The 17,674-nt window shown below is 73.7% G+C and carries 14 protein-coding genes; 2 read left to right on the forward strand and 12 right to left on the reverse strand.

The annotated features are described in order from the left end of the window. The first annotated feature begins 33 nt into the window (after positions 1 to 33). Both O4J56_RS28695 and O4J56_RS28700 read left to right on the forward strand, forming a co-directional pair. Complete coding sequence (locus O4J56_RS28695) at positions 34 to 882, forward strand: carbohydrate ABC transporter permease (protein WP_270690148.1); 849 nt, start codon at positions 34 to 36, stop codon at positions 880 to 882. After that, positions 879 to 1,772, forward strand: a complete 894-nt coding sequence (locus O4J56_RS28700) for a carbohydrate ABC transporter permease (RefSeq protein ID WP_270690136.1) — start codon at positions 879 to 881, stop codon at positions 1,770 to 1,772. The genes O4J56_RS28695 and O4J56_RS28700 overlap by 4 nt, the downstream gene beginning before the upstream one ends. Here the strand turns inward: O4J56_RS28700 and mmsB are convergent. From mmsB to O4J56_RS28760, 12 genes are all read right to left on the reverse strand, one after another. Next, positions 1,677 to 3,044 carry a multiple monosaccharide ABC transporter permease gene (mmsB, locus tag O4J56_RS28705; protein WP_270690137.1) on the reverse strand — a complete coding sequence of 456 codons (1,368 nt, stop codon included), beginning with the start codon at positions 3,042 to 3,044 and terminating at the stop codon, positions 1,677 to 1,679. The genes O4J56_RS28700 and mmsB overlap by 96 nt on opposite strands. Beyond that, positions 3,041 to 4,627 (reverse strand): sugar ABC transporter ATP-binding protein, encoded by a 1,587-nt coding sequence (locus tag O4J56_RS28710; RefSeq protein ID WP_270690138.1) that lies wholly within the window; start codon positions 4,625 to 4,627, stop codon positions 3,041 to 3,043. The genes mmsB and O4J56_RS28710 overlap by 4 nt, the downstream gene beginning before the upstream one ends. Next, entirely contained in the window at positions 4,624 to 5,736 is a 1,113-nt protein-coding gene (gene chvE, locus O4J56_RS28715; protein WP_270690139.1) for a multiple monosaccharide ABC transporter substrate-binding protein, read from the reverse strand. The genes O4J56_RS28710 and chvE overlap by 4 nt, the downstream gene beginning before the upstream one ends. Before the next feature lie 14 nt (positions 5,737 to 5,750). Beyond that, complete coding sequence (gene arfA, locus O4J56_RS28720) at positions 5,751 to 7,277, reverse strand: arabinosylfuranosidase ArfA (protein WP_270690140.1); 1,527 nt, start codon at positions 7,275 to 7,277, stop codon at positions 5,751 to 5,753. 91 nt (positions 7,278 to 7,368) lie between these two features. Beyond that, the gene (locus tag O4J56_RS28725; protein ID WP_270690141.1) at positions 7,369 to 8,406 is read right to left on the reverse strand and encodes an arabinan endo-1,5-alpha-L-arabinosidase; all 1,038 of its coding nucleotides are present in this window, start codon (positions 8,404 to 8,406) and stop codon (positions 7,369 to 7,371) included. Between the two features lie 92 nt (positions 8,407 to 8,498). Continuing rightward, complete coding sequence (locus O4J56_RS28730) at positions 8,499 to 9,395, reverse strand: carbohydrate ABC transporter permease (protein WP_270690142.1); 897 nt, start codon at positions 9,393 to 9,395, stop codon at positions 8,499 to 8,501. Beyond that, positions 9,392 to 10,348 carry a carbohydrate ABC transporter permease gene (locus O4J56_RS28735; RefSeq protein ID WP_270690143.1) on the reverse strand — a complete coding sequence of 319 codons (957 nt, stop codon included), beginning with the start codon at positions 10,346 to 10,348 and terminating at the stop codon, positions 9,392 to 9,394. The genes O4J56_RS28730 and O4J56_RS28735 overlap by 4 nt, the downstream gene beginning before the upstream one ends. 101 nt (positions 10,349 to 10,449) lie before the next feature. Beyond that, entirely contained in the window at positions 10,450 to 11,763 is a 1,314-nt protein-coding gene (locus tag O4J56_RS28740; protein WP_270690144.1) for an extracellular solute-binding protein, read from the reverse strand. Positions 11,764 to 11,881: 118 nt separating this feature from the next. Beyond that, the gene (locus tag O4J56_RS28745) at positions 11,882 to 13,276 is read right to left on the reverse strand and encodes an L-fucose/L-arabinose isomerase family protein (protein ID WP_270690145.1); all 1,395 of its coding nucleotides are present in this window, start codon (positions 13,274 to 13,276) and stop codon (positions 11,882 to 11,884) included. Then, complete coding sequence (locus O4J56_RS28750) at positions 13,273 to 13,968, reverse strand: L-ribulose-5-phosphate 4-epimerase (protein ID WP_270690146.1); 696 nt, start codon at positions 13,966 to 13,968, stop codon at positions 13,273 to 13,275. Before O4J56_RS28750 ends, O4J56_RS28745 begins: the two co-directional genes overlap by 4 nt. After that, positions 13,965 to 15,704 carry a ribulokinase gene (araB, locus tag O4J56_RS28755; protein ID WP_270690147.1) on the reverse strand — a complete coding sequence of 580 codons (1,740 nt, stop codon included), beginning with the start codon at positions 15,702 to 15,704 and terminating at the stop codon, positions 13,965 to 13,967. The genes O4J56_RS28750 and araB overlap by 4 nt, the downstream gene beginning before the upstream one ends. A gap of 78 nt (positions 15,705 to 15,782) precedes the next feature. After that, positions 15,783 to 16,790 carry a LacI family DNA-binding transcriptional regulator gene (locus O4J56_RS28760; protein WP_270690149.1) on the reverse strand — a complete coding sequence of 336 codons (1,008 nt, stop codon included), beginning with the start codon at positions 16,788 to 16,790 and terminating at the stop codon, positions 15,783 to 15,785. Positions 16,791 to 17,674: the final 884 nt, after the last annotated feature.

Below are 17,674 nucleotides of genomic sequence, written 5' to 3' on the forward strand. Positions count from 1 at the left end.
CGCCACCCGCTCCTCCCCTCCCCCGCCGCCCGGGTGGCGCCGATCGCCCCGGCCGCCGTGCAGCTGCTCGCGTTCTTCGCCGCCCCCGTCGTCTGGACCCTGTGGGCCTCCTTCACCGACGCCGCCCTGACCGGCCCCGGGGCGGCCCGGACCGAGTTCGTCGGGCTCGCCAACTTCGAGCGCCTGGCCACCGACCCGGCGGTGCTGAACGCCACCGTCCTCACCGCCGTGTTCCTGATCGGCTCGGGCATCGTCGGGCAGACCGCGCTCGGGATGCTCCTGGCGCTGCTGATGCAGGGCCGGAGCGCGTGGGTGCGGTCGGTGGTGGGCGGCATCGTGGTCGGCGCCTGGGTGCTGCCCGAGGTGGTCGCCGGGTTCGTGTGGGCGGCGTTCCTGGAGCGCGAGGGGACGCTGAACCGGGTGCTCGACGCCCTGGGCGCGCCGCAGCAGGCGTGGCTGACCACCGTGCCCATCCTGGCGGTCGTCCTGGCCAACGCCTGGAAGGGCACGGCCTTCTCGATGATGGCCTATTCGGCGGCGCTGTCCGAGGTGCCCGGGGAGCTGAAGGACGCGGCCCGGGTCGACGGGGCCGGGACCGCGGGGGTGGTGCGGCACATCGTGCTGCCGCTGCTGCGCCGCACGGTCGCCGCGACCCTGCTCCTGGTCACCCTGCAGACGGTGCAGGTGTTCACGCTGATCTACGTGATGACCGCCGGCGGCCCGGGCGGGCGCAGCACCACCCTGCCGCTGCTGATGTACACCGAGGCGCTGCGCATGGGCGACATCGCCTACGGAACGACGGTCGCCCTGGCGCTGCTGGCGGTGGCCGGGCTGTTCTCGGCGGTGTACCTGCGCACGCTCCGTCCCGAGGAGGTCCGATGACGCTGCGGACACGGCGGCGGGGGCGCCCGGGGCGCCCGCCGGGGCGCCCCCGCCCGTGGACGGTGGCCTCGCCCCGGCGGGCGGTCGCCGCCGCGCTGGTGCACGCCCTGCTGGCGGTGCTCGCCGCGGCGTTCGTGCTCCCGGCCCTGTGGCTGGTGGCGGCCTTCGACTCCGAGGCCGCCTCGCGGGCGCGTCTGCCGCGGGAGCCGACGCTGGACCACTTCGCCGCCGTGGCCACCCCGGACACCCTGTTCGTCCCGCTGGCGAACTCGCTGTGGATGTGCGGCGGCGCCGCGCTGGTGACCGTGGTCGCCTCGGTGCTGGCCGCCTACCCGCTCTCCCGCTTCCAGCTGCGCTTCGGCCGCCCGTTCCTGTACACGGTGCTGTTCGCCACCGGCCTGCCGATCACCGCGATCATGGTGCCGGTGTACAGCCTGTTCTCCCGGATCGGGATGGTGGACTCGCGGTGGGGCGTGATGCTGTTCCTGGCCGCGGCCGGGATGCCGTTCGGGATCTGGCTGACCAAGAGCTTCCTGGACGGCATCCCGGTGGAGCTGGAGGAGGCCGCCTGGGCGGACGGGGCCACGGCCCGGCAGTCGCTGCTGCGCGTGGTCGTGCCGCTGGCGCTGCCGGGCCTGTCCGTGGTGGGCGTGTTCACCCTGGTGCTGGCCTGGGGGAACTTCTTCGTGCCCTTCGTGCTGCTGCAGACCCCCGAGCGGCTGCCGGCCGCGGTGCGGATCTACACCTTCTTCGGGCAGTACGGCTCGATGGACTACGGGCCGCTGGCGGCGTACTCACTGCTGTACACCCTGCCGGTGGTGCTGCTGTACGCCGCCGTCGCCCGCCTCCTGGGCGGCGGGTTCTCGCTCGGCGGCGCCATGAAGGGGTGAGCCGGCCCCGGCGCCGCCGCTCCCGGCGGCGCCGGAGGGCCCACCCGGGCGCCCCCCGAACAGGCCCCGGAGCCCTTCGAGGCCGGAGGCCAGCGTCCCCTTCTTGCCCAGCACGTCGAAGGCGACCGCCACCAGCAGCACCAGGCCCTTGATGGCCTGCTGCCAGTCCACGCCGAGCCCGATGATGGACATGCCGTTGTTCAGCACGCCCATCACCAGCGCCCCGACCACGGCGCCGACGACGGTGCCCACGCCGCCCGAGGCCGACGCGCCGCCGATGAAGGCGGCGGCGATGGCGTCGAGCTCGAACATGGTGCCCGCGCCGGGCGCGGCGAGGTTGAGCCGGGCGGTGAACACCAGCCCGGCCAGCGCCGACAGCGCCCCCATGTTCACGAACACCCAGAACACGGTGCGCTTGGTGCGCACCCCGGACAGCTCGGCCGCCTTGGGGTTGCCGCCGGTGGCGTAGACCCGGCGCCCGGGCACGGTGGACGCCATGAACAGCGCGTATCCGGCGATCAGCACCAGCAGCAGGGCGCCGACCCAGGGGACCCCGCTGTGCAGGGCGAAGGCCGTGCACAGGGCGAGTACCGCCCCGACGGCCAGGACCTGCACCGCCAGCGCCGCGGGGGCGGGGACGACCCGGATGCCGTGCCGCAGCGCCCGGGAGCGGGAGGTGCGCAGGCCGGCGACGACCAGCGCCGCCACCACGGCGCCCAGCGCCAGCGGCACCAGGTCGACCCCGCCGGCCTCGAAGCCCGGCACGAACCCGGAGGCCAGCCTGCGCGCCGAGGACGGCAGGTCGCCGACCGACTCGCCGCCGAGCACGAGCAGCGTCAGGCCGCGGAAGACGAGCATCCCGGCCAGGGTGACGATGAACGCGGGCAGCCCCACATAGGCCACCCAGAACCCCTGCCAGGCGCCGATGAGCCCGCCGACCAGCAGCGCCAGCGGGAGGACGACCAGCAGCGGCAGCCCCCATTCGGCGAGCATGATGGCCGATACGGCGCCGGTGAAGGCCACGACCGAGCCCACCGACAGGTCGATGTGCCCGGTGATGATCACCAGCATCATGCCCACGGCGAGGATGAGCACGTAGGAGTTCTGCAGGACGAGGTTGCTGACGTTGGCGGGGCGCAGCAGCAGCCCCCCGGTGAGGATCTGGAACAGCACGACGATCGCGGCCAGCGCGATCACCATGCCGTAGCGGCGCGCGTTGCCGCGCAGCGCCGCGCGCACCGAGGCGGCCCCTCCGGCCGCCGCGGCCCTCACCGTTCCCCCTCGGCGGCCCCGCCCGCGGGCGGGGCGCCGGTCATGAGCGTCATGAGCGCCTCCTGGTCGGCTTCGTCGGCGGGCAGGCAGCCGGTGATCCGCCCCTCGCACATGGCGTAGACGCGGTCGCACATGCCCAGCAGTTCGGGCAGCTCCGAGGAGATGAGCAGCACGCACGCCCCCTCGGCGGCCATCGCCCGCACCGCCTCGTAGATCTCGTACTTGGCGCCGACGTCGACGCCGCGCGTGGGCTCGTCCAGCACGAGCAGGTCGGGGCGGGTGTACACCCACCGGCCGAGCACCACCTTCTGCTGGTTGCCGCCGCTGAGCTCGACCACCGCCTGTCCGGTGTCGCGGCAGCGCACCCCCATGCGGGTGCGCAGGTCCTCGGCCACGGCGTGCTCGGCGGCCGCGTCCACCACCCCGCCCCGGGCGAGGCGGTCCAGCCCGGCCAGGGTCAGGTTGGAGCGCACCGCATCGTCCAGGACCAGTCCGAGCTCCTTGCGGTCCTCGGGCACGTAGGCGATCCCGGCCGCCACGGCCTCGGCCGGGTGGCGCAGGGTCAGCGGGGCGCCGTCCTTGTACAGGGCGCCGCGCACGTACCGCCCGTAGGAGCGGCCGAACAGGCTCATGGCCAGCTCGGTGCGCCCGGCGCCCATCAGCCCGGCGAGCCCGGCGATCTCCCCGGCGCGCACCTCCAGGCCGGCGCCGTCGACGATGCGGCGGCCCCTTTGCACCGGGTGGTCCACGGTCCAGTCGCGCACCTCGAAGCGGACGGCCCCGGCGCCCCCCGGCGGACCGGGGTAGCGGTGCTCCAGGTCCCGGCCGACCATGCCGCGGATGATGCGCTCCTCGGTGACCTCCCCCCGGGCGCCGTCCAGGGTCTCGATGCTGCGGCCGTCGCGCAGCACGGTGATCCGGTCGGCGACCCGGGTGACCTCGTCGAGCTTGTGGGAGATGAGGATGGAGGCGATGCCCTGCTCCTTGAACTCCAGCAGCAGGCGCAGCAGGGCGTCGCTCTCGGCCTCGTTGAGGGCGGAGGTGGGCTCGTCCAGGATGAGCACCCGCACCCGCTTGGCGATCGCCTTGGCGATCTCCACGAGCTGGCGGCGGCCCACGCTGAGCTCGCCCAGCGGGGTGGAGGGGTCGGTGTCCAGGCCCACCCGCTCCAGCAGGTCGCGCGAGCGGGCGATCGAGACCTCCTGGTCGACGACGCCCAGGCCGAACCGCCGCCGGGCCCGCTCGTTGCCGAGGAACACGTTCTCGGCGACGCTGAGCTGCGGGACGAGCGCCAGCTCCTGGTGGATGATGGCGATCCCGGCGCGCTCGCTGTCGGAGGTGGAGGAGAAGCGGCGCTCGCTCCCCTCCACCTCGATGCGCCCCTCGTAGGTCCCGTGCGGGTGCACCCCGCTCAGCACTTTCATCAGGGTGGACTTGCCGGCGCCGTTCTCCCCGGTGATCGCGTGGATCTCGGAGGGGCGGACCTCCAGGTCCACCCCGTCCAGGGCGACCACGCCCGGGAAGGTCTTGCGGATGCCGCTCATGCGCAGCGCCGGCGGCCCCCCGTGGTCGGCGGAGGTCATTTCAGGTCCGACTCCTCGTAGTAGCCGCTGTCGATGAGGACCTCCTCGTAGTTGGAGGCGTCCACCGAGACCGGCTCCAGCAGGCGGGCGGGCACGACCTTGGCGTTGTTGTCGTAGGACTCGGTGTCGTCGACCTTCGGCTCCTCGTCCTGGGCGAGGGAGGCGGCCATCCCGGCGGCGGCGTCGGCCAGCTCGCGGGTGTCCTTGAACACCGTCTGGGTCTGCTCCCCGGCGATGATGGACTTGACCGACGCGGTCTCGGCGTCCTGGCCGGTGACGACCGGCAGGGGCTTGTCGTCGGTGCCGTACCCAGCGCCCTTGAGGGAGGAGATGACGCCGGTGCTGATGCCGTCGAAGGGCGAGAGCACCGCGTCCAGCTCCTCGTCGGAGTAGTGGGCGCCGAGCAGGTTGTCCATCCGGTCCTGCGCGATGGCGCCGTCCCAGCGCATGGTGGCGATCTGGCTCATCTCGGTCTGGCCGCTGGGCACCTCCAGCACGCCGTCGTCGATGTAGGGCTGCAGGACCGACATGGCCCCGTCGAGGAAGTACCTGGCGTTGTTGTCGTCGGGCGAGCCGCCGAACAGCTCGATGGTGAAGGGGCCCTCCTCGTTCTCCAGGTCGAGCTGGTCGACGATGTACTGCCCCTGCAGCTCGCCGACCTTGAAGTTGTCGAAGGTGGCGTAGGCGTCCACGCCCTCGGCGTCCATGATCAGCCGGTCGTAGGCGAGCACGGGGATGCCGGCGTCCTCGGCCTGCTGGACGACCTCGGTGAGGGCCTCGCCGTCGACGGGGGCGACGACGAGCACGTCCACGTCCTTGGTGATCATGTTCTCGATCTGGGCGACCTGGTCCTCGACCACGTCCTCGGCGTACTGCAGGTCGGCGCCGTACCCGGCCTCCTCCAGGGCGGAGACCATGTTCTCGCCGTCCTGGACCCACCGCTCCCAGGACTTGGTGGGCATGGAGATGCCGACGGTGCCGTTCTCGCCCTCGGGGCGGGCGGCGTCGCCGACGCCGCCGCAGGCGGTGGCGGCCAGGGACAGGGCGGCGCCCATGGCGGCGGCCGCGAGGGCCGTGCGCCGGGCGGGGTGCTTGCGCGTCGGGTCCATCTGTTTCGCCTCCTCTAGGCGGGCGTGGCGCCCGCGAGTTCCACACAGGTCCAGGAGACCGGCGGCAGGACCGCCGTGAGGCGTCCGCCGTCCAGGCGCACGTCCTTGTTCTCCTTCAGGGCGACCCGGTCGGGGTCGTCGGCGGTGTTGGCGGCGTACACGTCGTCGTCGGAGAGGGTGAGCGCGGAGGCGGCCGCCACGCCGCCCAGGCCGCGCAGGTCGGCGGAGACCTCCATGGGGGTGTCGGTGGAGCGGTTGACCAGGAAGAGCGCGGCGCGGCCGGACTCCTCGTCGTAGGTGGCGGCGGCGTCCAGCAGCGGCACCTCGCCGTAGAGGGCGGTGTCGTGGCGGGGGGCGGCGGGCTCGACGCGCAGCACCCGGCCGCGGGCCGCGGCGGCGGTGCGGGCGAAGGGGTGGAAGATGCTCTGGCGCCAGGCGCGGCCGCCGGGCTCGGTCATGATCGGCGCGATCACGTTGACGAGCTGGGCCTGGGAGGCGGCGGTGACCCGGTCGGCGTGGCGGAGCAGGCTGTTGAGCATGCCTCCGACGACGACGGCGTCGGCCACGTTGTAGCGGTCCTCGATGACGCGCGGGGCCACCGGCCAGTCGGTGGGCGGGTCCTCGGCCTGCTCGCGCTGGAACCGGCTGAGGTACCACACGTTCCACTCGTCGAAGGAGAGCATGATCCTCTTGGAGCTCTTGCGGCGCGCGCCGACGTGGTCGGCGGTGGCCACGACCTCCTCGATGAAGCGGTCCATGTCGGCCGGGGCCGCCAGGAAGCTGCTCAGGTCGCCGTCGTACTCCTCGTAGTAGGCGTGCAGCGAGACGAAGTCGACCTCGTCGTAGCACTCGCCGAGGACCTCGGCCTCCCACGCGCCGAAGGTGGGCATGGAGCGGCCGGAGGAGCCGCAGGCGACCAGTTCCAGGCCGGGTTCGGCGGTGCGCAGGGCGCGGGCGGTCTCGGCGGCCAGGCGCCCGTACTCGCGGGCGGTCTTGTGGCCGAGCTGCCAGGGGCCGTCCATCTCGTTGCCCAGGCACCACATGCGGATCGCGTGCGGGTCGGGGGCGCCGTTGGCGGCGCGCAGGTCGCTCAGCGCGGTGCCGCCGGGGTGGTTGGCGTACTCGTGCAGGTCCAGGGCCTCCTGGATGCCGCGGGTGCCCAGGTTGACGGCCATCATCGGCTCGATGTCCAGGCCGCGGGCCCAGCGCATGAACTCGTCGAGCCCGAACTGGTTGGTCTCGGTGCTGTGCCAGGCCAGTTCGCGGCGGACGGGGCGGTCCTCCTTGGGGCCGACGCCGTCCTCCCACCGGTAGCCGGAGACGAAGTTGCCGCCGGGGTAGCGCACGGTGGTCACGCCCAGCTCGCGGATGAGCGCGGCGACGTCGGTGCGCAGCCCGTCGGCGTCGGCGGAGGGGTGGTCGGGCTCGTAGATGCCGGTGTAGACGCAGCGGCCCATGTGCTCGACGAAGGAGCCGAACAGCCTGCGGTGGACGGGTGCCACGGTGAAGGCGGGGTCGAGCGTGAGTTCGGCCTTGTGCACGCGGGGTCCTCTCTCGGGTGGGTGGTCGGGGCCCCGGGGCCGGTGGCCCCGGGGCGGTGGTCGCTCGGTGCGTCCGGTGGGCTCAGCGGGCTCAGTGGGCGAGGACGGGCCAGCCGTCGTCGGTCCACTGGACGGGCTCGATGCCCAGGCGGAAGTCGCCCGGGGTGCCGTAGGGGCCGTAGGTGTGGTAGGCGATGTGCCCCTCGGACAGGGACTGTCCGCCCGCGGCGACGTCCTGGCCGCGGTCGGCGAGGATGACGGTGCCGCCGCCCTCGGTCATGGGCACGCCGTCGGCGTCGGTGAAGGGGCCGGTGGGCTCGTCGGCGCGGCCCACGGCGATCTTGTAGGTGCTGTCGGTGCCCTCGCAGCAGGCGTCGAAGGAGACGTAGAGGTAGTAGTCGCCGCCGTGCTCGGCGATGTAGGGGGCCTCGATGCGGTTGGCCCCATCCTGCCGGTCGGCGATCTTGAAGGGCTCGGCGCCGTCGGCGGTCTTCCCGTCCGGCCAGGCCAGGGGGACCATGTAGATGCCCTGCCAGTGGGAGCCGAAGGCCATCCACGGATTGCCGTCGGAGTCCTCGACGATGCCCGGGTCGATGGCGTTGTAGGGGTCGCCCTCGTGGCTCTCGAACACCTTGCCGCGGTCGACCCATTCGTAGTCGGGGTCGTCGGGGTCGAGGGTGGTGTTGGTGGCCAGGGCGATGAGCGAGCGCTGGGAGCCGAAGGTGGAGGCCGAGTAGTAGAGGTAGTAGGTGCCGTCGTGCTCGTAGACCTCGGGGGCCCACAGGTTCTCCACGCCCGGGATCTCCTCGGAGAGCCAGGCGGGCTTGGCGTCCCAGACGGTGCCGGTCTCCTCCCAGTGGCTCCCGTCGGACGAGGTGAACATGCGGATGTTGCCGTCGCCGATGTTCAGGTCGCCGGTGCCGAAGACGTGCCAGTCCTCCCCCGGTCCCCCGGCGACCAGGCCGGGGTCGTGGACCCCGGTATCGCCGGTGGGCGGGGGCGGCGGGGCGGCGGAGTCGGCCGACACGGCCGAGGCGGTGGCGTCCTGCGGTGCGGGCGAGCACGCGGCCAGGGCGGCCAGCGCCGCGGCGGCGGCCGCCGCGGCCATCGGGGCAGGAGTGCGGGGCATGGGGGGTACCTCCGGTTTCCGGGGGTGCGGGGATGCGGGGATCGTGGACGTTGGGGTCGGGGACGGTCGGATCGGGGGCAGGGCCTGGCGGTCTACTTGAGGCCGGCGTCGGTCACGCCGCGCACGATCTGGCGCTGGAAGACCATGAAGACCGCGATCAGGGGCGCCGCGCCGAGCACGGCGGCGGCCATCTGCTGCGCGTACTGGATGCCGTAGGCGCCCTGGACGGTGCCCAGGCCGACCGGGACCGTCATCAGGGCGGGGTCGGTGGTCGCCACGAACGGCCACAGGAAGTTGTTCCAGGCCTGGACGAAGGTGAAGATGCCGACCGCGGCGAGGATCGGCCCGGACATCGGCAGCACCACCGACACCAGCACCCGCAGGTGCCCGGCGCCGTCCAGGTGCGCGGCCTCCAGGTAGTCGCGCGGGATGGCGTCGAAGAACCGCTTCAGGATGAAGATCATGACCGGGGCCACGACCTGCGGCAGCGCCACGCCCCAGTAGGTGTCGACCATGCCCAGCAGCCGCATCTGGTCGAACAGGGGCACGATGAGCACCTGCGGCGGCACCATGATCCCGGCGATGAACAGCAGGAGCAGGGCATTGCGCCCGCGGAACTCGGTGCGGGAGAAGGCGTAGGCCGCCATCGCACACAGCACCAGGGTCAGCGCGGTGACCAGGGTGGAGATGACGGTGCTGTTGATCAGCCACTGCTGGATGTCTCCGCGTGCGATGACCAGGCGGTAGGCCTCGATGGTCGGCTCGACGGGCAGCCACCGGATGGGCACGGCGGTGGTCTCGGCCTCGGGCTTGAGCGAGGTGAGCACCGCCCACACCAGGGGCAGCAGCCACAGCACGGCCAGCACGACGGCGGAGACGGTGGCGGCGGCCCCCGTCGGGGAGACGCGCCACCGGCGGCGGGGGGCGTCGGGCGCGGGCGCCGCGACGCGGGTCGCAGCGGCCGGGGCGGCCTGGGGCGGGGCGCTCATGCGGTGTTCTCCTTCCTGGTGAACAGCCAGAACTGCAGGACGGAGACCGCGATGATCACGGCGAAGAACAGGTAGGAGATCGCCGACGAGTAGCCGATGCGCAGGTTGGTGAAGCCGCTGTCGAAGATGTAGCCGATGATCGGACGCGCGGCGTAGTCCGGGCCGCCCGAGCCGTTGGTCATCAGGTAGGCCTGGTCGAACAGCTTCAGGGAGGCCACCATCTGCAGCAGCACCACGATCGCGGTGGTGCGGTTGAGCAGCGGCAGGGTGATCCTGCGGAACCGCTGCCAGGCCCCGGCCCCGTCCAGCGAGGCGGCCTCGTAGACCTGGGACGGGATGCCCTGCAGGGCGGCCAGGTAGAGCAGGTAGTTGAAGCCGACCGTCCACCACACGGTGGTCACAGCGATGGACAGCAGCACCGTGCCCTCGTCGCCGAGCCAGTTCACCTCGGACAGGCCCAGACCGGTCAGGGCGCCGTTGAGCATGCCGAACCCGGGCTGGTAGATCCACACCCAGATGAGCGAGACCACCGCGACGGGCAGCAGGAACGGCGAGAAGAAGGAGAAGCGCAGGAACCAGCCCACCCGCACCGCCCGCTGGGTCAGCACCGCCATCAGCAGCGCGACCGCGACCAGCGGCGGCGTGGTCATCAGGGTGAACAGCAGGGTGGTCCACAGCGAGCGCCACACCATCGGGTCGGCGACCATCTCGGCCCAGTTGTCCAGGCCGGTGAACTCCGGGGCGGTGCCGACCAGGGAGCGGTCGGTGAAGCTGGTCCACAGCCCGGCCGCCAGCGGCCAGAGCAGGAACACGGCGAAGAGCAGGGCGAAGGGCAGGACCAGGGCGGGGCCTGCGGGGTCGGCGCGGCGTGCGCGCCGGGGCGGGGAGCCGGTGGCGGAGGTTCCGTTGGTGTCGGATCTGCTCGCCCGGCCCGCCGTCTGGGGTGCGGTCATGGCGGACTCCAAGGTCGCGGAAGCGTGCCGGAGGGGTGGGCCCCTCGGGGCCGGTCCCGGTCGGGGCGGTGGTCGCGGGCGCGGGGGCGCCGGCGGTCCGGTCAGACCGGAGGCGGGGTGTCGATGAGCTTCTGGACGGCGCCCTTGAAGGCGGCCAGGGTCTCCTCGGGGGTGGAGGAGCCGTTGTGCACGCCCGCCATCACCGAGTTGGCCTCGGACATCAGCGCCGCGGCCGACCCGCTGAACCATGCGTCCGGGTCGAGCTGCACGTCGTCGGCGGCCGCCCGGTACTCGGACTGCGGCTCCAGCGCGGCGTAGTCCTCGCTCTCGACGACCGGGAGGTAGGCGGGGGTGTGGCCGCCCCCGGCCCAGATGATGCTGTTCTTGAGCATCCAGGCCGCGTACGCCACGGAGGCCCGGACGGCCTCCTCGTCGGGGTCGCGACGGTGCGGCAGCACGAACACGTGCGAGTCGCCCTGGCCCAGTTCGTCGCCGAAGACCCCGGGGAAGGGGCGCATCCCGAAGTCCATGCCCGCGTCCTGCATGGTGGGCAGCTCCCAGTTCCCGGCGAGCATCAGTCCGGCGATGCCGTTCTGGAAGCGGGCCGGGGTTCCGGGGGCGTCGGAGGCCTCGGGGGCCAGGCCCTCCTGGCTGACACGGCGCAGGAAGTCCAGGCTCTGCAGCGCCTTGTCGTCGTCGATGCCGAGTTCGCCGTCCAGGTCCAGCTCCCCGCCGAGCTGGCGGTACAGCGACCAGAACTGGCGCCAGGCCCCGGTGGTGTCCATGACGATGCCGTACTGCCCGGTCACCTCCTTGACGGCGGCCAGCAGGTCGAACAGCTCGTCCATGCCTGACGTGCGCACCAGGGTGCCGTCGGACTCCAGCACCCCGGCCTTCTCGCAGACCTCCCGGTTGTAGTAGGTCACCACCAGGTGGGTGTCGAGCGGGATCGCGTACAGCTCCCCGTCGATGGTGGCCTTGTCCCACAGGGCGGGCTGGACGGTCTCCTCGGTGATGCCGAACTCGGCGAGCACGTCGCGCGGGACCGGGTCGATGAGGGTCCCGGCGCCCATGCCCTTGACGCGGGACAGGTGCAGGGTGCCGATGTCGAACGAGCGGCCGCCGGCGGCGCCCATCGCGAACTTGGTGTAGTAGGGGTTGCCCCACAGGTAGGTCGTGGGCTGCAGGTCGTACTCGGGGTGCTCCTCGGTGAACCGCTGGTGCATCTCGACCATGCGGGCCCCGTCGCCGCCGGTGAACAGGTTCCACTGGCGGATCGGGACGGGCGCACCGGATGCGGCGGCCGTGGTGCCCCCGCAGCCGCTCAGGGCGAGGCCTGCTGCGGCGAGGCCTCCGGCCAGCAGCGAGCGGCGGCCGAATCCGGGGGGCGGTGGGTGGGGCGGGTCGACGTTCATGGGGGTGCTCCTGTGACGTCGCGGAGAAGGGGAGGCGGGCGCCGCCCCTCCCCCGCGCGGAGGGCGGCGCCAGGGGGGAGGGCCCTCCAAGGGGTGGGGCCCTCCCCGTGCGGGCGGGTCAGACCGGCCGGTACTCGACCCCGGCGGCGGTGCAGAACGACTCCCAGTCGGCGGCGGTGCGGCCGAGGGTCATGGTGATGTGGTGGGTGCCGCCCGCGGCGAGCCACCCGTCCATGCAGCCGCGCACCCCGCTGTCGGGGCGGAACATGCCGTAGGGCATCTCCAGGGACGGCATCGGCGGCTCGTCCAGCACCTCGCCCTCGGCCACCACCAGGCGGAAGCGGCCGCCGCCGAGGGTGACCAGGCTGGCCAGGGTGGCCGGGCCGGGCTGGATGCGGAACAGCAGGGTGGGCGGGTCGTCCAGGCCGCCGATGGCCAGCGGGCGCTTGATCAGCCGCACCGGCTCGTCGTCCCGGGCGACCTTCCAGTTGCCCTCCCCCATGTGGCTCATCAGGATGGCGTCGCGGGGGAAGTCCATCGCGTACATCTCGGTGAAGTGCCCGATGCCGCACAGCCGGTGCCCGGCGTAGACGAGCGCGGCGGCGGGCACGTCGCCCTCGCCCGCGAAGCCGTAGCCGCGCGCCATCAGGCTGGAGGCGGCGGCCATGGGCAGCCGGGCGAAGCGGCCGTCCTCGCCCAGGGCGTCGAAGTGGGTGGAGTAGGCCGAGCAGCCGTGGCGCTCCAGCACCCGCTCCAGGCCGAGCTGGAGGCGGGCGTGGTCGTCCAGCTCCTCCTTGGACAGGCGGTCGTCGATCGCGAACCGGCCGCGCTCGGCCTCCAGCAGCTCGGCGACCTCCTCGGAGGTCAGCGCCTCCATGGTGCGGTGCAGCTCGCCCTGGGCGATGTGCACGACCTCGGGGCCGAGGTTGCGCAGCAGCTCGCTCTCGTCGACGCGGGCGTCGCCCATGCCGTTCATGGGGTAGCCGAACACGCCGACCTTGAGCTCGGTGAGGGCGGTGGCCGCGCGGGCGGCGCGGGCCCAGCGGCCGATGCGCTCGCGGAAGGCGGGGGCGCGCCGGTCCTCGGTGACCACGTCGAAGGGGAGCCCGGCGCGGACCATGGCGTTGGCGGTGTCCTGGGCGCCGTGGATGCCCTGGTTGTAGGTCATCTCGGCCATGCCCCAGCGGTCGGTGATCTCCGACTCGGGCTGGATGTTGGCCAGGCACACCGGCAGCCGCATGTGCTGGAAGAGGCGGGTGACGCGCAGCGAGGGGCCGTAGGTCAGCATGACCACCAGGACGCCGTCCAGGCCCGCGCCCTCGAAGCCGCGCACCGCCGCCTCGGCGTCGGCGCGGCCGCGCGCCGGGGGCGCGACGGTGACCTCGGCGACGCCCTCCAGGGAGTCGGCGACCTCGCGGGCGTAGGCGTGCTGGCGCTCGGTGATGCCGGGCAGCATGTCGTCGTAGAGCGGCTGCATGATGCCCAGCAGGCCGATGCGGGGAAGGTCGCTCACGGGTGCTGTCTCCTTTGGCCGTAGGCGTTCTGGTAGCGGTCGTAGAGGGCGTCGACGTGCTCCTGCGGGAGCGGTTCGACCGGGCCGCCCTGACGGGCGATGTGCACGGTGCGGGCGACGTCCTCGCACATCACGGCGGCCTTGACGGCGGCCTTGGCGTCCTTGCCGACGGTGAAGACGCCGTGGCTGCGCATGAGCACCGCCGGGGAGCGGTGGCCGCGCAGGGTGGCGACGATGCCGCGGCCGATGTCGTCGCCGCCGATCAGCGCGAAGGGGCCGACCGGGATCTCGGCGCCGAACTCGTCGGCCATCGCCGTGATGGCGCAGGGGATGGCCTCGCCGCGGGCGGCCCAGGCGGTGGCGTAGGTGCTGTGGGTGTGCACCACGGCGCCGACCTCGGGCATCGCGCGGTAGACGTAGGCGTGCGCGGCGGTGTCGCTGGAGGGGCCGTACTCGCCGTCGACGGGGGTGCCGTCCAGGTCGCAGACCACCATCGAGGCGGGGGTGAGCTCGTCGTAGGACAGGCCGCTGGGCTTGATGGCGAACAGGTCGGTGCCCGGGACGCGCGCCGAGACGTTGCCGCTGGTCCAGGTGACCAGGTTCCAGCGGGGCAGCTCGGCGTGGAGGTCGCACACCTCGCGCCGGGTGCGCTCCGCGGCCGCGGCGGCCTCCGGTGGCAGGGCGGTGGTCATCGGATCCTCTCCTCGTGCTCGGCCCCGGCGGGCGCGCCGCCTCCGTTCAGGGCGGCGTTGCGGATGGCGCGCAGGCGGTGGAGGGCGTCGCTGCCCCCGCGGCCGAAGTGGTCGTGCAGGTCGGTGTAGACGGCGTAGAGGCGGTCGTAGGCGGCGGTGCGGCCGGGGTCGGGCAGCACCGCGTCGCGGGTGCGCCCGCCCATGGCGGCCGAGGCCTCGGGGATGCCGGGGTAGGCCCCGGCGGCCGCGGCGGCGTGGATGGCGGCGCCGGCGGCCGGGGCCTGGTCGGAGTCGGCCAGGTGCAGGGGGCGGCCCAGCACGTCGGCGTAGACGCCCATGACGAAGGGGTTGCGCTTGAGGCCGCCGGCGACGGTGAAGCCGTGCACCGGCACCCCGGAGGACTCGAAGGCGTCGACGATGGTGCGGGCGCCGTAGGCGGTGGCCTCGACCAGGGCGGCGTAGACGTCCTCGGGGCGGGTGGCCAGGGTGAGCCCGGCGATCACGCCGGACAGGTCGTGGTCGACCAGGACCGAGCGGTTGCCGCTGTGCCAGTCGAGGGCGACCAGGCCGTGGGCGCCGGGCGGGCGCCCGGTGGCGCGGCGGGAGAGCAGGTCGTGCAGGGACTCGCCGTTCTCGGCGGCCTCCCGGGAGGCGGCGCCGCCGGCGAAGGAGTCGGCGAACCAGGCGAAGATGTCTCCGACGCCGCTCTGTCCGGCCTCGTATCCCCACAGGCCGGGGACGATGCCGCCGTCCACGACCCCGCACATGCCGGGGACCTCGGCGGGGGCGGCGCCGGCCTCGGCGTTCATCACGTGGCAGGTGCTGGTGCCCATGATGGCGAGCATCTCGCCGGGGGCGACGGTGTCCGCGGAGGCGGCGGTGACGTGGGCGTCGATGGTGCCGACGGCCACGGGGGTGCCCTCGGGCAGGCCGGTCCAGGCGGCGGCGCGGGCGGTCAGGCCCCCGGCGCGCTCCCCCTGGGGGGACAGGGGGAAGGCGATCTTGTCCTCGGCGAAGGAGGCGAAGCGGGGGTCGAGCGCGGCCAGGAAGTCGCGGGTGGGCCAGGCGCCGTCCTGGTGGATGCCCTTGTACCCGGCGGTGCTGACGTTGCGGGTCTCGCGGCCGCACAGCTCCCAGACGATCCAGTCGGCGGCCTCGATCCAGCGGTCGGCGCGGCCGTAGGCCTCGGGGTCCTCGCGCAGGAGCTCCAGGCCCTTGGCGAACTCCCACTCCGAGGAGATCTTGCCGCCGTAGCGGGCCAGCCAGGGCTCGCCCCGCTCGGCGGCCAGGGCGTTGATCTCGTCGGCCTCGGGCTGGGCGGCGTGGTGCTTCCACAGCTTGGCGTAGGCGTGCGGGCGGTCGGCGAAGCCGGGGACCTCGCACAGCGGGGTGCCGTCGGCGGTGGTGGGCAGGACGGTGCAGGCGGTGAAGTCGGTGCCGATGCCGATGACGTCGGCGGGGTCGGCGCCGGCGTCGGCCAGGGCGGCGGGGACGGCGCGGCGCAGCACCTCCCGGTAGTCCTCGGGGACCTGCAGGGCGGTGTCGGGGGGCAGGGCGGGGCCGCCGCCGGGGAGGCGGTCGGTGAGCACGGCGTGGGGGTAGGGGTGTTCGGCGGCGCCGAGCTCGGCGCCGTCGCGCACCCGCAGCACCACGGCGCGCCCGGACAGGGTGCCGAAGTCGACGCCGACCACGACGGCGCCGTCCGGGATGTTGTGAGCGTTAACAGCGGCGGTCACGGGGGGTCCTCTCGGGGGCGGGCATCGGGTTCGCGGGAAGGCGTCGGGTGTCGGCGGACGGGGTTTGGCGGACGGGGGTCAGCGGGCGGGGGCACCGCAGCTCGCGCGGACGACCATGCGCGCGGGCACGACCTCGCGGGCGGCGGACTCGGCGGCGGGCTCCCCGCTGTCCAGCAGGTCCAGCAGGATGCCGATGCCGCGGCGGCCGACCTCGGTGAAGTCCTGGGCGACCGTGGTGAGCGGGGGCGAGTAGTAGGCGGCCTCGGGGACGTCGTCGAAGCCGACCACGGAGACGTCCTCGGGGACGCGCACGCCCGCCTCGGCGAGGGCGCGCAGCGCGCCGACGGCCATCTGGTCGTTGGCCACGAACAGGGCGGTCGGCAGGGCGTCGCGCTCGACCAGGCTGCGCACCAGCTCGTAGCCGGAGCGGGGGCGCCAGTCGCCGAACAGGGGCTCGCCGACCGGAGCGCCGGCCTCCTCCAGGGCGCCGCGCCAGCCCGCGACGCGGGACTCGGCCTCCAGCCAGTCGCGGGGGCCGGCGATATGGCCGACGGTGCGGTGGCCCAGTTCGAGCAGGTGGCGCACGGCCATCCGGGCGCCGCCCTCCTGGTCGACGCAGACGACGGGGAGCTCGCGCGCCTCGCCGCCCTCCACGGCCACCACCGGGGAGCCCCCGGCCCACTCGGGCATGCCCTCCAGGACCGAGCGCTGCGGGGCGATGACGACGTAGCCCTCGACGGACTGCCGGGCCAGGTGGTCCATGGCCTCGCGGACCTGCCCGGCGGAGGCCTCGGTGAGGGTGACGACGCTGAGGTAGTACCCGGCGGCGCGGGCGGCGTGCTCGATCCCGGTGAGCGTGCGGGCCGGGCCGTAGTGGGCGGTGTCCACCGCGACCACGCCGATCACCCCGGTGCGCCGGGTGACCAGGGCGCGGGCCGAGGAGTTGGGCCGGTAGCCCAGCTCGTCGATGGCCGCGAGCACCCGCGCCTGGGTCTCGGCGCGCACGTTCGGATGCCCGTTCAGCACGCGGGAGACGGTCTGGTGCGAGACCCCCGCCGCCCGCGCGACATCGGCCATGACGGGCATACGCCCGGGTGGGGCCGCCATTGGTCCTCCACTGCACTCGGGGAACTGTGACGTGGGAGACATTGTTAGCGCTAACATTCCCCCCGTCAAGAGGGCGGAAGGAGATCACGGACGCCACCCGAACGGCCACTTTGCGCAACCGGCCGCCATCGCACACCTTCCTCGCTGCCCGGGTGAGCGTGCGGCTGAGCAGGTACCCCGCTTGAGAACCCCGGCCGGGCACCTGGTCAGCGGGGCGTGGCGCGGAGGGCGGCGACGACGAAAGGGCGGCGGCCCGCGCCGCAGCACTGTCGGGCGACGGGCGTGCGGATGGTCGTCGTGGAGGGCAGCGACGGCGACAGCCGGGCGGTTCCCAAGCCCCGCCTGCCGTCTGTCCGGTCACTGGCGGTCCAGGTGGTCGGGCGGATGAGCAGGTACCCCGCTTGAGGACCCCGGCCGGACACCTGGTCAGCGGGGTGTGGCATGGTCGGCAGCGACGACGAAAGGTCGGGGACCCGCGCCGCAGCGCTGTCGGCCGTCCGGCGTGAGCGTGGTCGGCGTTCTCGGCAGCGACGGCGAGAAGTGGGCGGTTCCCCGGCCCCGCTTGCCGTCTGTCCGGTCACTGGCGGTCCAGGTGGGCGGGCGGCTGAGCAGGTACCCCGCTTGAGGCCCCCGGCCGGGCGCCTGGTCAGCGGGGTGTGGCGTGGTCGGCAGCGACGACGAAAGGTCGGCGGCCCGCGCCGCAGCGCTGTCGGGCGACGGGCGTGCGGATGGTCGGCGTTCTCGGCGGCGACGGCGAGAAGTGAGCGGTTCCCCGGCCCCGCCTGCCGGGCGCGAGGCCCCTCGCGGACCGGGCAGCGGCGCGGCGGGGATGGGCGGATGGTCGTTCGCGTTCGTGGCGCCCG

Source organism: Nocardiopsis endophytica, assembly GCF_027706725.1.
GTDB lineage: Bacteria > Actinomycetota > Actinomycetes > Streptosporangiales > Streptosporangiaceae > Nocardiopsis_A > Nocardiopsis_A endophytica.